The 14,410-nt window shown below is 27.5% G+C and carries 14 protein-coding genes, 1 tRNA gene and 1 other annotated feature; of the genes, 11 read left to right on the top strand and 4 right to left on the bottom strand.

Translation table 11 applies throughout. The annotated features are described in order from the left end of the window. Window positions 1-118: 118 nt before the first annotated feature. Window positions 119-970: an MFS transporter gene (locus tag Q5F54_RS04905; protein WP_331562387.1), complete on the bottom strand. Its 852-nt coding sequence runs from the start codon at window positions 968-970 to the stop codon at window positions 119-121. Between the two features lie 12 nt (window positions 971-982). Then, entirely contained in the window at window positions 983-1,327 is a 345-nt protein-coding gene (locus tag Q5F54_RS04900; RefSeq protein ID WP_302334046.1) for a hypothetical protein, read from the bottom strand. A 269-nt stretch (window positions 1,328-1,596) separates the two neighbouring features. On the opposite strand from Q5F54_RS04900, the gene Q5F54_RS04895 reads away from it, so the two are divergent. Next, window positions 1,597-2,310, top strand: coding sequence for an acyl-[acyl-carrier-protein] thioesterase (locus Q5F54_RS04895; RefSeq protein WP_281537894.1), 714 nt, complete (start codon window positions 1,597-1,599; stop codon window positions 2,308-2,310). 317 nt (window positions 2,311-2,627) lie between these two features. Here the strand turns inward: Q5F54_RS04895 and Q5F54_RS04890 are convergent, their stop codons facing one another. Further along, complete coding sequence (locus Q5F54_RS04890) at window positions 2,628-2,861, bottom strand: hypothetical protein (protein WP_281537895.1); 234 nt, start codon at window positions 2,859-2,861, stop codon at window positions 2,628-2,630. 357 nt (window positions 2,862-3,218) lie between these two features. Here Q5F54_RS04890 and Q5F54_RS04885 point away from each other — a divergent pair, with 357 nt between their 5' ends. From Q5F54_RS04885 to Q5F54_RS04850, 8 genes are all read left to right on the top strand, one after another. Next, the gene (locus Q5F54_RS04885; protein ID WP_276700504.1) at window positions 3,219-4,748 is read left to right on the top strand and encodes a phosphoenolpyruvate carboxykinase (ATP); all 1,530 of its coding nucleotides are present in this window, start codon (window positions 3,219-3,221) and stop codon (window positions 4,746-4,748) included. A gap of 319 nt (window positions 4,749-5,067) precedes the next feature. Further along, window positions 5,068-5,143, top strand: a tRNA-Met gene (locus tag Q5F54_RS04880). 206 nt (window positions 5,144-5,349) lie between these two features. Then, window positions 5,350-5,859, top strand: a complete 510-nt coding sequence (locus tag Q5F54_RS04875) for a nitroreductase family protein (RefSeq protein WP_288523718.1) — start codon at window positions 5,350-5,352, stop codon at window positions 5,857-5,859. Between the two features lie 10 nt (window positions 5,860-5,869). After that, entirely contained in the window at window positions 5,870-6,535 is a 666-nt protein-coding gene (locus Q5F54_RS04870) for a Crp/Fnr family transcriptional regulator (RefSeq protein ID WP_302334045.1), read from the top strand. Window positions 6,536-6,679: 144 nt separating this feature from the next. Next, on the top strand, window positions 6,680-7,669 hold the full coding sequence (asrA, locus tag Q5F54_RS04865; RefSeq protein WP_302334044.1) for an anaerobic sulfite reductase subunit AsrA: 990 nt from the start codon (window positions 6,680-6,682) through the stop codon (window positions 7,667-7,669). Beyond that, the gene (gene asrB / locus Q5F54_RS04860; protein WP_071121594.1) at window positions 7,670-8,461 is read left to right on the top strand and encodes an anaerobic sulfite reductase subunit AsrB; all 792 of its coding nucleotides are present in this window, start codon (window positions 7,670-7,672) and stop codon (window positions 8,459-8,461) included. A gap of 13 nt (window positions 8,462-8,474) precedes the next feature. After that, window positions 8,475-9,443, top strand: a complete 969-nt coding sequence (asrC, locus tag Q5F54_RS04855) for a sulfite reductase subunit C (RefSeq protein ID WP_180703571.1) — start codon at window positions 8,475-8,477, stop codon at window positions 9,441-9,443. A gap of 20 nt (window positions 9,444-9,463) precedes the next feature. Continuing rightward, window positions 9,464-10,267 carry a formate/nitrite transporter family protein gene (locus Q5F54_RS04850; RefSeq protein ID WP_302334043.1) on the top strand — a complete coding sequence of 268 codons (804 nt, stop codon included), beginning with the start codon at window positions 9,464-9,466 and terminating at the stop codon, window positions 10,265-10,267. 97 nt (window positions 10,268-10,364) lie between these two features. Here the strand turns inward: Q5F54_RS04850 and Q5F54_RS04845 are convergent, their stop codons facing one another. After that, the gene (locus Q5F54_RS04845) at window positions 10,365-11,018 is read right to left on the bottom strand and encodes an EcsC family protein (protein WP_334306107.1); all 654 of its coding nucleotides are present in this window, start codon (window positions 11,016-11,018) and stop codon (window positions 10,365-10,367) included. Window positions 11,019-11,603: 585 nt separating this feature from the next. Here Q5F54_RS04845 and Q5F54_RS04840 point away from each other — a divergent pair. Both Q5F54_RS04840 and Q5F54_RS04835 read left to right on the top strand, forming a co-directional pair. Further along, window positions 11,604-12,395: a PIG-L family deacetylase gene (locus Q5F54_RS04840; RefSeq protein ID WP_071121589.1), complete on the top strand. Its 792-nt coding sequence runs from the start codon at window positions 11,604-11,606 to the stop codon at window positions 12,393-12,395. Window positions 12,396-12,504: 109 nt separating this feature from the next. Continuing rightward, window positions 12,505-12,757: a binding site (T-box leader), on the top strand. Window positions 12,758-13,010: 253 nt separating this feature from the next. Then, window positions 13,011-14,324 carry a Na+/H+ antiporter NhaC family protein gene (locus Q5F54_RS04835; protein ID WP_071121588.1) on the top strand — a complete coding sequence of 438 codons (1,314 nt, stop codon included), beginning with the start codon at window positions 13,011-13,013 and terminating at the stop codon, window positions 14,322-14,324. The last annotated feature ends 86 nt before the right edge of the window (window positions 14,325-14,410 follow it).

Here is a 14,410-nt window from a genome sequence, read left to right as displayed (position 1 = left end):
AACAGAATAGAATAACTAATTTATCATAATGATAAAAAGGACTATTATTATAAAACTATAGTCCTTTTTTATATTTACTTATACTTTAATTTACTATATATATTTTAACTTAATTAATCTAATGATTATTAACAGATCTAATAAATAGGAAATATGCAATTATAGTTGTGAAAAAATATATTACCCAAGAAGCCTGATACCCAAAAGAAGTATCAGCTATAACACCTGATAAAAACGGTCCAATTGAAGTACCTAGGATAAAAAACATATTCACAAAACCAAAAATTACAGAGTAGTTCTCATTGCTAAACAGTCTACTAACTCCATAAGATGGCCAAATAGAAGACATACACATAGTAAGACCATAAAATATTGTAAATAAGTATGCAAATATTGGATTACCTGCAAGTATTAAAAAAATTACACTAATACAACTAACAGTTCCCATAAAATATAAAACTATTTTAGTTTTAAACTTATCAAATAAAATACCACCTACAATATTTGCAACTAATCCTGTAACAGCAAGGGTAGACCCTATATTTGCATTAAAAGAAATTGAATACCCTAAAACTGATAAATATGGCTGTATATGTTGCTTGATTCCAGCAAAGCTTATACCCATAAGTAAAAGACCTATTGAAAAAGTCCAAAATGAAGGTGCTTTAGATATATCCTTAAATGTATAGGACTTATCTTTTGACTTATCACTTTTATTGTTAGAATCTTTTAATTTATTCATTACATCATCTGGTCTTTTTGCTATAAACAAGCTTATAGGAAGTGAAACTATAACAACAATAGCTCCTAAAAAGAAATAAGCAAGTCTATAATTATATCTTTCTAAAAATCTAGATACTATTTGCATCCAAAAGAATGTTCCCGTACCTATTCCTGCAAAAACTATTCCCATTATAGAACCCTTTTTTTCTGGTTCAAACCAGTCAGATATCATTGTTGATATTGGTATTGTTGTAAGTCCTCACATTCCTATTGCAACAATTACTCCTATTAGATAAAAAGATAGTATATTATTTGCAAGTCCGTATAGCATGTATCCGCCTCCAGCAAGGATGGATGATAATGACATTATTATTTTTATGTTTACTTTATTTAGAAGACTTCCTACTAAAGGTGAGCATATTGCTACTGTTATTGCTGTTATTGTAAATAGTAGAGAAAATTCTCCAATACTAAAGTTTCTTGCATTTATTACTGGTGCTGTAAGTATTGTATTTACGCTATTTACTATACTAAATGCAACAGCCATAAGTATAAAACTAGATACTGCTATGATATATTTATAATTATTTTTACTTTTATCCATAGTTTGTCTCCTTTATCTAAAAATTTACAAGTATATGATTATAATTCCAAATGTAGCGTAAATAATGCGAGTCTTGTTTAAAAAATTAGATACTTAAAGAAATAAAAGAAATTACATAGATTTTAAGTATTATTGTATAAATATTATTTAATGAGAACTACAATATAGTAAAGGGCGTAAATGTTATATAATGCGAAATGAAAATATTTTTGATATCATATAAGATATTAAGCAAAAAGTAGATATATTAAATAGAAAGGGAAATATTTATGATATACTTTAGTAACTATAAAATTGGTTTAGAAGATATAGGAAGAAATAATGAAGCAACTAATAAAGCACTTCTTGCAATAATGCAAGATATAGCATGTCTTCACAGTGCATCTGTAGGGTATGGGGTTTTAGAAATAGAAACTAAAAAGAGAGCATGGATGCTTTTGGATTGGAAAATGGAGGTCATAAAAAGGCCTAAATATAATGATGATATAAAGGTAGAAACATGGTCAAGAAAAGTAGAAAGACTATATGCATACCGTGATTTTCAGATTAAGGATAAAGAAGGAAATATAATTGTAATTGGAACATCGAGATGGATTTTTGTTGATACAGATAGGAGAAGACCAGTAAGACTTACAGCAGATATTGCTGATTTATATGAATCAGAAACAGATAAAAACGTATTTTTAGAAGAAATGGAAGATATTAAGTGTGGAGATTACCTTTTTAAGAAGGACTATTGTATTCAAAGAAGAGATATTGATATAAATCAACATATGCATAATTTAAGCTATCTAGATATGGCCTATGAAATTCTACCAGATAATATTTACAATAATAAAGTTTTTAATAATATAAGAATAGTGTATAAAAAAGAAATATTGTATGGTGAAAATGTTGAATGTTATTATGAAGAGCAAAATAATAAGCATATTATTACAGCAAAAAGCCAAGATAACATAAATGCTATAATAGAATTGTCATAAAAGTGAAACTACATAAATGATTTTTAATTTTAATATATTACAAACTAATGCAATTTAAAACGTATTATTTAATTTGATCTAATATTAATTATGCTGAAATATAACAAATGCAATTGTACCATAAAATCTTGTAGATGATGATTACTAGATAATTTAAAAATCAAGTAACTTTTCATAGAGTTTATTATGACGAGACTTGATAAAAACACCTATCCTCGAATTGATGAGGGAGGTGTTTTTATTTTGACACTTTATTTAATAGCCAAATAGATTAACATAACCTTTTATATCAAATTTATTTTTAACAGTAAAGTTGACTACTTATTTTGTAATTTATTTTCATAAACATACCTTATCTTAGCCCAATCCATAAATCTATATTCAAACTTCCAAACTATATCAGTTAAAACTCTAAAGCCACTTTTACTAATACCTTCTTTAAAAAATATTTCAACTGAATTAATCTTTTCAGCTAATTCCTTATGAATTATAATTTTATATCCATCAGCTTCAAAAATCTCATCTTTATTAGATGGTTCATCCAGAACCACATCAAATACAGGGCCTAGTCAAGCACTTATTCTACGAATATAAATCCTAAAGCTTTTATCCTTAGAATTAGACTTTTCAAACATTTTATCAATAGCTATTTTACCACTTTCGTGAATGTTAAAAATCATTGTGTCACACCCTTTCAAAATGATTAAACTTATTTTACCCACAAGTTTTTTTAATACACTAAAATATATGGACAACTCAAAATTAAAAAAATAAAAATATTACAGGCTCAAATATTAAATTCATACGTATACTATATTAAAACACGACATAGATTTAAATGCACATATATTTAATACGTACTTACTTATTCATAAATACGATATCTAAAATAGAGAGGGGAATATACAATGCATGAATTAAAAAATTTTAACGATCAATTATTTAAAAATGTAATATCAAATCCTACAGAACAAGAATTAAGAAACTTAGCAAAACCAATGGAAAAAACAACTGAATTTAACAGTGCAAGTTATGTAACTGAAGTTAGAAATAGAAGTGCTAAAAATACTTATATAGTTGATGAGATAGAAGTTGGTGTTGACCAAAAGGAAATAAGTCAAGAAGATGCAGATAAAATATTACAAAAAGTTCTTGAATATGTAAAAGATAAAGATGTAATAAGAGTAGATCGTCAAATGGGTATGGGAGATAAGTTTTCATATAATTGTAGATTATATATATCTAAAGAATACGCTAGAATAGCATATATGTGGAATAACACATTACAACCATCATCAAATCCTGAAAATCCAGATCTTTTAAGTATATATATCCCTGAATGGCCAGAAAGAATAATGATAGCTTATCCTGAAACAGGATTAACTTTAATATTAGGAAGTGACTATTTTGGTGAAGCTAAGAAATCTTTCTTAAGAATGGCTATGTATAAAGTTAAAGAAGAAGGAGGACTTGGATTCCATGCAGGAAGTAAATTACTAAGAGTTTATGATAAAAATCATGAATTAAAAGACGTTGGATTTATAATGTTTGGCCTTAGTGGAACAGGAAAAACAACTTTAACTATACATGACCATGGTTTAACTGGTGAAGAAAAATCTATCGTTAGACAAGATGATGTTATATTTATGGACGAAAATGGATATTGTGTAGGAACAGAAACTGGATTCTTTATAAAAACTGAAGGACTAAATCCAGAACAACAAGGTGTATTATATAAAGCAGCTACAACAGATAGAGCGATCCTTGAGAATGTAAAAGTTTATGATGATGGAAAAGTTGATTTTGATGATGTAAGCTTAACTTCGAATGGTAGAGGTATAATATTAAGAAGTGAAGTACCAAATACTGATGATACTATAGACTTAGAAAAAGCAAATAAAATAATATTTATAACTAGAAGAAATGATATAGTACCTCCAGTAGTTAAATTAAATCCAGATCAAGCTTTAGAAGCATTTATGTTAGGTGAATCTATAGAAACTTCAGCAGGAGATCCAACAAAAGCTGGTCAATCAAAAAGATGTGTCGGAACTAATCCATTTATAATGGGACCTGAAATAGAAGAGGGATTAAGACTTAAAGAAATACTACAAAACAATCCTGATATGGAATGTTATATATTAAATACAGGTAGTGTTGGCGCTAAAGGTGACTTTAAAGGTGAAAAATTAAGTATAAAAGTATCAACAACTATAATGAAAGAAATAGCAAGAGATACTATTAATTGGGTAGAAGATGAAGAATGGGGATATGAAGTGCCAGTACAAGTTAATGGTATAGATATAGAAAAATATAACCCAAGAAATTACTATACAGAAGAGGAATACAAGGTTTTAGCATCTAGATTAAAAGCTGAAAGAAAAGCTTGGTTAGCAAAATATGAATTAGCACAATCAACAAGATCAGAATCAAAATAGGCCATTACTGAAAATTTCGTCTCTTGGTTTTTATAACCAAGGGACATTTTGAGCAACGGATGTGACCGAAGCGGTAGCGAGTGTCATATCGTTGGCGACATGAGCGTAGCGAATTTTTTATATATTAAACTATATTTAATATAATTTTAAGTACTAAACAGTTTTTAGATAAGATATTATAATTAATGTATTCTGAAAATAAAACTAAATTAATATGAGTAGTTAAAATTATTAAAAAGAATATAAAAAATATGAATATTTTTAATGTAGTTGATATATAATATATTAAAGATAGTATTAAATATATTATATATTACATCGCGGAGTGGAGCAGTTGGCAGCTCGTTGGGCTCATAACCCAAAGGTCGCAGGTTCGAGTCCTGCCTCCGCAACCAATTACAAGCATATAACTCTTATATCTTTTGGTATAAGAGTTTTTTTATATTAAGAATAAAATTATAAATAAAAATACTTTAAATGTGATATATATTACACTTATAAAAATTAGCTAAACATATATTGGCAAAAAAATACAAAATTTGATAAAATGAAAATTGAATATGGTATTAACTATGCAAATGTATATAATTTGGAGGATGTTATGTTAGAAGCTATAAAAATAAGAAGATCAATAAGAGCTTATATAAATAAAAAAGTGGAAGAAGAAAAAATAGAAGAAATTCTAAGAGCAGCAATGCAAGCACCATCATCTAAAGGTGCATGTCCATGGGAATTTGTAGTTGTAGATGATAATGAAGTTTTAGAAAAATTATCAAAGTGTCAACATAGAGCAAGACATATAAAATATGCAAATATTTGTATAGTAGTATTAGGAAACAAAGATAAATTTATAAAACCTGGTAAGTGGATACAAGATTTAGGTGCAAGTACTCAAAATTTAATGTTAGAAGCAACTAATCAAGGTTTAGCATCTTGCTGGGTAGGAGTATTTCCAAAGAATAAAGTAGTTAACAAAGTAAGAGAAACTTTAAATTTACCTGAAAAGTTAGTGCCATATGCAATAGTACCTATAGGATATAGTGAAGAAGAAAATGTATTTATAGATAGATTTGATAAATCTAAAATACATAGAAATTTATATAAAAAGTAAAGGTGTACATATGAACAATATAGAGGTATTTAAGGATATAAAAGAAAGTAGTAAAATAGAGCTAAAAAAAATCCTTAAAGAAAGACAGCTTGCTAGAAAAGAAATATTATTTAATGAAAGAGATATAGTTGATAAAGTATATTTTTTAAAAACTGGAAAGATATCAATTTTTAAGATGAATGAAAATGGAGAAAGAAAAGTAATATTCATACTTAGAAATGGTGAAATGATAAATGAAGTAAGTTTTGATAAATCAAAAACTACTACAGTTTCTTGTGAAGCTTTTGAAAAGTCTATAATATTTGAATGTAGAGCAAAAGACTTTATTAAAGTTATGGAAGATGATTTTGCTTTAACTAAGAACATATTAGTTCATACTCAAAATACAAATAGAAGGTTATATAGACAGCTTAAAAACTCAATATCAATAAGGATTGACAAAAAGTTAGCAGCAAAGCTTTATAGAATTGGAAAAGAGTTTGGTGTATGTAATGGCGAATGGACATTATTAAATGTTAATTTAACAATTACATATATAGCAGATATGTTAGGTTGTAAAAGAGAAAGTTTATCAAGAGCAATGAAAATACTTCAAGATGAGAACTTAGTAAAAATAGAAGGTAAAAAAGTATATATAAAGAAAGATGAACTTTCAAGTTATTTTAAATCAACTTAATAATAAACTAAAACTAAGTACCTAAAATAAGGTACTTTTTGTTATATAAAAAGACAAAAATTTAACATAGTGTGATATTTATCACAGACTAAAAAGTTAATCAGATGTTAATATTTATTTAACAAATTCTAGGAGGGAGACAATATGAAGATTAAGTTAGATAAATCAAGCTTTAACCAGGGTTTAGAGAAGTTAAAGTCAGAGTATAAAATATTAGCACCTAAAACTACACCGTTCAAAGGAACGTTTTCTGATACAGATATAACAAAGTATGAAGAAATAAGAACTATAGAAGAAATAGAATTTAATAAAAAATCAAATTTCTCGGCAAAAGAAACAATCCTGCCAATAACTCAAGTGTTGTTTTACTTTACGGAAAAAGAATATAAAACAAGTGATATAGATGATAAAAAGCTTTTAGTATTTTTAAGAGCATGTGATTTAAATGGAGTAAAAAGAATAGATGAGATATACCTTAGAAATGGAATAGAAAGAGACTATTACTATGAAAGATTAAGAGAAAAAGTTAAATTTGTACTTATAGGATGTAAGGAAAGCTTTAGAAATTGCTTTTGTGTAAGTATGGATTCAAATAAAAGTGATAATTACTCAATGGCAATAAACTTAAGAGATGATGAAATATATTTAGATATATTTGAAGGAGAAGCTTGTGACTTTGAAGTTGATTATGTTAAAGAAAATATAATTAATTTAGAAGTTCCTGAAAATATCAACCCAGTAGAACTTTCAAAACATCCTATGTGGGATGAGTATGATGCTAGATGTATAGCATGTGGAAAATGTAACTTTGTCTGTCCAACATGTACATGCTTTACTATGCAAGATATATACTACAAAGAAAATGAAAACGTTGGAGAAAGAAGAAGAGTATGGGCATCATGTCAAGTTGATGGATATACAGATATGGCAGGAGGACATTCCTTCAGAAAAAAACAAGGGGAAAGAATGAGATATAAGGTCATGCATAAAATTCATGATTTTAATAAGAGATTTGGATATCAAATGTGTGTAGGTTGTGGAAGATGTGATGATGCATGTCCTCAATATATATCACTTTCAGAATGTATAGAAAAAGTAGCGGATGTAGTGTTAGTTAAAGAGGAGGCAAAATAAATGAATCAATATATACCAGTTGCAGCAAAAATAACAGATATAGTTAAACATACAGATATAGAATGGACATTTAGAGTAAGTTGTAAAACTGATGGAGTGCTTCCTGGAAAGTTTTATGAAATATCAATACCTAAATTTGGAGAAAGTCCTATATCAGTTTCAGGATACGGTAATGACTATATAGATTTCACAATAAGAAATGTAGGGAAGGTAACTAGTGAGTTGTTTAAATATAATATAGGAGATAATTTCTTTATAAGAGGACCTTATGGAAATGGTTTTGATGTTAGCTTATATGAAGAAAGAGATATAGTAGTTGTAGCAGGGGGGAGTGGATTAGCTCCTGTTAGAGGAATAATTGAATATTTTTATAATAACCCTAATAAATGCAAGAGTTTTAAGTTAATAGCAGGATTTAGATCTCTTGAAGATATATTATTTAAACCTGATATAAAAAGATGGAGTGAAAAGCTAGATGTACTAGTTACAGTGGATAAAGCTGATGAAGATTATAATGGTAATGTTGGATTAGTTACAAAGTATATACCAAATCTTAATATAGAAAATCTTGATAATATGTCTGCAATAGTTGTAGGACCTCCTATGATGATGAAGTTTACAGTTGAAGAATTCTTAAAAAGAGATATAGCTGAAAATAATATATGGGTTTCATATGAAAGAAAAATGTGCTGTGGTATTGGAAAATGTGGACACTGTAAGATGGATGACACTTATATATGTATAGATGGACCTGTATTTGATTATTCTTATGCTAAAAATCTTATAGATTAGGAGGATACATGTTATGATAAGAGATTTAAATACTAAAAAAACTATGAAAAATGCTTATAGAATTACTAAAAATAAATATCAAACTTCTCTTAGAGTTAGAATACCAGGAGGATGTGTAGATCCTGAAAGTTTAATGATAGTATCTAAAATTGCTAGTGAATATGGTAATGGAGATATACATATAACAACTAGACAAGGATTTGAAATACTTGGTATAAAAATGGAAGATATGGGTGAGGTTAATAAATTAATACAACCAGTTATAGAAAAAATGGATATAAATCAAGGTGAAAAAAACTCTGGATATCCAGCGGCAGGAACTAGAAATATATGTGCTTGTATAGGTAATAAAGTCTGTCCAAAGGCTCAATATAATACAACAGAATTTGCAAAGAAAATAGAAAAAGCAGTATTCCCAAATGATCTACATTTTAAAATAGCATTAACGGGATGTCCAAATGACTGTATAAAGGCAAGAACTCATGACTTTGGAATAATAGGTATGACACTTCCTTTATATGAAAGAGATAGATGTGTATCTTGTGGAGCGTGTGTTAAAAAGTGTAAAAGGTTATCAACAGGAGCACTTAAAATGGAAAACTACAAAATAGTAAGAGATCATGATAAGTGTATAGGATGTGGGGAATGTGTTCTTAACTGTCCAACTAGTGCATGGACTAGAGATGATAAAAAATATTATAGACTTGCTATAATGGGTAGAACTGGTAAGAAAAATCCAAGACTAGCAGAAGATTTTTTAATTTGGGCAGATGAAGAATCTATAATTAAGATAATACTTAATACTTATAAATATGTTAATGAATATATAGATAAAAATGCCCCAGGGGGAAAAGAACACATAGGTTATATTGTTGATAGAACTGGATTTATGGAATTTAAAAAGTGGGCACTTGAAGGTATTGAGTTAGGTGATATAGTTAAGGTTAGTGAAAATATATATTGGAGTGGTATAAGATATTAATATAAATTAGGGGGTATATTATGCATAACGAAACTTTAGAAAAATTAACTAATGCTGCGAAAAATAAGATTAACATGCTAAATAATAGTAAATTAAAATATTTAGTATCATCTGCTTTTGCAGGATTATATGTAGGACTTGGAATAATATTAATATTTACAGTTGGAGGACTTTTAAGTGCAGCTGATTCTCCTATGACTAAAATAATGATGGGACTATCTTTTGCAGTAGCACTATGTTTAGTTGTTATGACAGGGAGTGAATTATTCACAGGTAATAATATGGTAATGAGTGCTGGAATGTTAAATAAAGGTGTAAGTGGTAAGAGTGTAGCTAAGGTTTGGATGTATAGTTATATAGGGAACTTATTAGGTTCACTTTTAGTTGCAGCATTTTTTGTAGGAAGTGGATTAGTTGATAAAGGTCCTGTAATGGAGTTTTTTGCTACAACATCAATAGCAAAAGCTTCAGCACCAGCAATGCATCTTTTCTTTAGAGGAGTTTTATGTAATATATTAGTTTGTGTTGCAGTGCTTTGTTCTTTTAGAACTAGTGATGAGAGTGCCAAGTTAATAATGATATTCTTATGTTTATTTACATTTATAACTAGTGGGTTTGAGCACAGTATAGCTAATATGACTATATTTGGTATAGTGTTATTTTCTAAAGCTATAGCTGGAGCTACTTTAGGAGGAGCTATATACAACTTAGCTATAGTAACACTTGGAAATATGGTAGGAGGAGCTATAGTTATGGGTATTGGGGTTTATATACTTGGAAGTGAAAAAGGCAAAGTTAATTCTTTAAATAATAAAGCTATATAATAAATTAATAAGCTATCTAAAATGTATGCAAAAAGGTTTAAATTATGCTACATTTTGGATAGCTTTTTATAATACTCATAAGTTATAGCAATATATTTTACTTTATAAATATCTTGCTAAACCATCTAGTTTTTTTAGTAACACAAACCTCATCAGATAAAATCCTCATTCTATAAGCATACATAGCATATTCACCAAGTTTATCAACTAACTTATTATTAACATAAGCCCCAACAAAAGCACCAATACCAGGAACAAGCTGTAAAAGTTTAGCTAAATCTATATAATCTCGGTATTCTTGTTGAAAACTTCGCCAATCTAAATCATTTATATCATCAGATAAAGTATTTTTATATTCATCCCAATTTTCTATTTTAGCAAAAACCTTATTAACATGATTTTGGCTAGAAAAAGCTAATTGAAAAATACTTAATATATACATCCTTTCTCTATAGTCTTTAACATCAAATCCATAAATGCTAGCAAGCTCATAAAGAAGCTTAATTTTTATACCAAGTAAAAGTGGCAAATCAGTAAGACCAATTAATATACCTCCAGCTCCAGTACCTGCTCCTTCAATCATAGCAGTATTTTTATAAGTTTTTATTTTATCTAATGCTAAATCATCTCTTTCCTTTAAAGTAAGTCCTATTAATGGCTTTTTAGTAGTATACTTAGATCCGAATAAAACAACTTTAGTCATATTTTTTATAGCAGAAGTAATTATATTATGATAATTATCAGGTAGTATAGAATTGAATTTATTTTGAACTCCTTTTGAAGCTTTATTTAAAAGAAGGCTTTTTTCTCATTTTTTCTTTCCATATTTCTAGCTCTTTTAATTTTGTATAATTGTAATCTTCCATTTTATCTCCTATTAAAAATTAATTTACTTACTATAATAATATCATACGCGAAAATAAATTTTTAGCTATCAAAATAAAAAATATATGAAGTATCCATAATTTTAATATTACATATTTAAAAGATAAATTACATATGAATAGATAAAAATATTTTATTAGTAATAATGTCTTAATCTCAGACGGCTTAGGAGTAAATGCATTAATTTAAATCATAATGAAATTTATAAATTTTCTGAAAAATATATTGACAGTATATACTAAAGAATATATTATGTAAATATCGACAATAAGTTAGTTAAAACGTCATAAAATGAATTTTAAGAATGTTTTTTATAGAAAGTTTTTATTTTTATTTTTAAATTTAAATTATATATAATATTTTAAATTTAAATTACATATAATGATAGATAAAATATTTTATTAATAATAATACTATGACAAATAGGGTTGGACAGTAAGGTGAATGTATTATGAAACAAAAAAGTGTAATTATAAAGAGTATAATCATAATTTTTTCAATTGTATTATTAGCACAAGTATATACTCACAAAAAAACAAATTTAACTGGTGAAATTTACAATAGAGAATTTAATCAAAATGTTGTATTTTATCCTCAACACCAAGATGATGAAGTTTTATGGGGTGGAAGTGCCATATTAAGAGCAATTGAAACATGTGGTAAAGATAATGTATATGTAGTGTTAGTATCGGATGGTTTAGGAGTTAATGTATTTAAAGATGAAGCATATAAAAATATGACTAAAGAACAAAAAAAAGAAATAAGGGATAAAGAATTTAAGGCAGCTCTTAGACAGTTAGGTGTAAAAGAAAAAAATATAATACTACTATCAGATATAGATAAAGACAGTAAGAATAGGTTTGAATTAATGAAAAAAATCATACTAGAATTTGAAAATAATCTTAAAAATGTAACACATATATCACACCACTATGAGTATGATGATCATCCTATGCATATAAAAAATGGACAAGTTTTAAAAAATCTTAAAGACGAAGGAAAGGTAAAAGATGTACTTTATTTTATGAAACCTCAATATGTAAAATTTATACCGGAAAAAAATAGAGTAATATACCAAGTAAATGATATGTCCGAATATAATAAGGTAAAAAAAGCTTGTTATGAATATAAAATAGTTGATATTGAAAATGGTAGGCATGGAGTTGGATATATATCTGCACATAGTTATTTTGATAACTTATTAAAGTCTCCTAATCTTGAATCAATATTAAGTGATAAATAAGATTAATATTATTATTTAAACTATAATGAAATTTATAAATTTTCTGAAAAAAATATATTGACAGGATATACTAAAAAGTATATTATATAAGTATAAACAACAAGTTAATTGAAATGCTATGAAAAGGAAAGTAACTTTAAGAATACTTTTACAGAGAGCTTCTATTGGTGAGAAGGAGCAAAGGATATTAAAGTGAAAATGGCCTTGGAGCGGTGTACCGAGATCTTTTGATTTAGGCTACAACGGGTTCACCCGTTACAGTGATAAAGTATAACCAAAATTTGGCGTACTTGATGAGGTTTGTATTGTGAGATACAAATAAATTAGGATGGTAACACGAAGTTAATACTCTCGTTCCTAAGACTTAGTTCTTAGGGTCGGGAGTTTTTTTATGATTAAACTTATTAATCTTAATAACATCAAAAAGCTATATCTGTTAAAGTAATAAGATGCGCGCGGCTTTACACTTTAATAGGATTAAAAAGTGATATTTAAAACTAGAAACAGTACAAAAGAGTATATAAATATTGGTTAGATTAGACTTTATAAAATTTTAAAATTAAAAATGAAATTATAAATTAATTTAATAAAAAATAAGATGAAAGGGGAATTAATATGAAAACAGAAATAAAAAAAGGAAATCCACTAGCCTTATTACCATTAGGAGTATTTTTAGTATTATTCGTAGGAAGTGGATTAATAACAGGTGATTTTTATAAAATGCCATCATTAGTAGCATTTTTAATCGCAGGAGGAGTAGCATTATTATTTAATAGGAAAGTAAGTTTAGAAGAAAAAATGAATATATTCTGCAAAGGAGCAGGAGACTCTAATATAATTTTAATGGTTATAATATTTTTACTTGCAGGAGCATTTTCAAGTGTAGCTAAAGCAATGGGAGGAGTAGACTCAACTGTAAACTTAAGTTTATCTATACTTCCATCAAATCTTTTAGTAACTGGGTTATTTATAATAGGATGCTTTATATCTGTATCAATGGGAACTTCAGTAGGGACAATAGCAGCACTTGCTCCTATAGGACTAGGAATATCAGAAAAAACAGGAATACCAGTAGCATTAGTAATGGGAGCTGTTGTAGGTGGTGCAATGTTTGGAGATAACTTATCTATGATATCAGATACAACAATAGCGGCAGTTAGAACTCAAGGTTGTGAACTTAAAGATAAATTTAAAGTTAATTTCTTAATAGTTTTACCAGCAGCAATAATTACAGCAATATTATTAACAGTAGTAACATCAGGATATTCTACTACATTAAATGATAATTATAATTATGAATTAATAAAAGTTTTACCATATCTTTTAGTATTAGTAGGAGCTTTATGTGGAGTAAATGTATTTGCTTTACTTGGAAGTGGGATAATATTTGCAAGTATAGTAGGTCTTTTAACTAATTCTTTTGATATATTTGGACTTATAGAAGCTATATCAGGTGGTATTTCTGGTATGTATGAATTAAGTTTACTAGCTATAACAATTGGTGGAGTTGTTTCACTTATAAAATTCAATGGTGGAATAGACTATGTATTATACTTTATAACTAGTAAAATAAATAGTAAAAAAGGTGCTGAATTTGGAATAGCGGCATTAGTTAGTGTTATAGATTTATGTACAGCAAACAATACTATAGCAATAGTTGCAGCAGGACCATTAGCTAAAGATATTGCAGATAAGTATGATATAGATAAGAGAAAGACTGCAAGTATACTTGATATATTCTCATCTTGTTGGCAAGGTATAATACCATATGGAGCTCAGTTATTAACTGCAGCCGGTGTAGCAGCTATATCGCCAGTAGAAATTATACCATTCCTTTATTATCCAGGATTAATGTTTATATGTGGAATACTATCAATTACATTCTCTAATGTACTATTAAAAAATATAAAATCAAATGAAGTAGCATAAATAAAAAAAGGTGGTATCAAATGATATCATCTTTTTGCGTATAAGAAAATTATATCATAAATATATTTCTGGATAACCTATGAATA

The sequence above is a fragment of the uncultured Romboutsia sp. genome (assembly GCF_958366745.1).
GTDB classification, from domain to species: Bacteria; Bacillota; Clostridia; order Peptostreptococcales; family Peptostreptococcaceae; genus Romboutsia; species Romboutsia timonensis.
This window is presented reverse-complemented; position numbering and strand designations above follow the sequence as displayed.

Coding starts and splice junctions, on each gene's coding strand:
- Q5F54_RS04900 (WP_302334046.1), bottom strand. CDS start 1,327: ATGGATAAAAGTAAAAATAATTATAAATATATCATAGCAGTATCTAGT.
- Q5F54_RS04895 (WP_281537894.1), top strand. CDS start 1,597: ATGATATACTTTAGTAACTATAAAATTGGTTTAGAAGATATAGGAAGA.
- Q5F54_RS04885 (WP_276700504.1), top strand. CDS start 3,219: ATGCATGAATTAAAAAATTTTAACGATCAATTATTTAAAAATGTAATA.
- Q5F54_RS04875 (WP_288523718.1), top strand. CDS start 5,350: ATGTTAGAAGCTATAAAAATAAGAAGATCAATAAGAGCTTATATAAAT.
- Q5F54_RS04870 (WP_302334045.1), top strand. CDS start 5,870: ATGAACAATATAGAGGTATTTAAGGATATAAAAGAAAGTAGTAAAATA.
- asrA (WP_302334044.1), top strand. CDS start 6,680: ATGAAGATTAAGTTAGATAAATCAAGCTTTAACCAGGGTTTAGAGAAG.
- asrB (WP_071121594.1), top strand. CDS start 7,670: ATGAATCAATATATACCAGTTGCAGCAAAAATAACAGATATAGTTAAA.
- asrC (WP_180703571.1), top strand. CDS start 8,475: ATGATAAGAGATTTAAATACTAAAAAAACTATGAAAAATGCTTATAGA.
- Q5F54_RS04850 (WP_302334043.1), top strand. CDS start 9,464: ATGCATAACGAAACTTTAGAAAAATTAACTAATGCTGCGAAAAATAAG.
- Q5F54_RS04840 (WP_071121589.1), top strand. CDS start 11,604: ATGAAACAAAAAAGTGTAATTATAAAGAGTATAATCATAATTTTTTCA.
- Q5F54_RS04835 (WP_071121588.1), top strand. CDS start 13,011: ATGAAAACAGAAATAAAAAAAGGAAATCCACTAGCCTTATTACCATTA.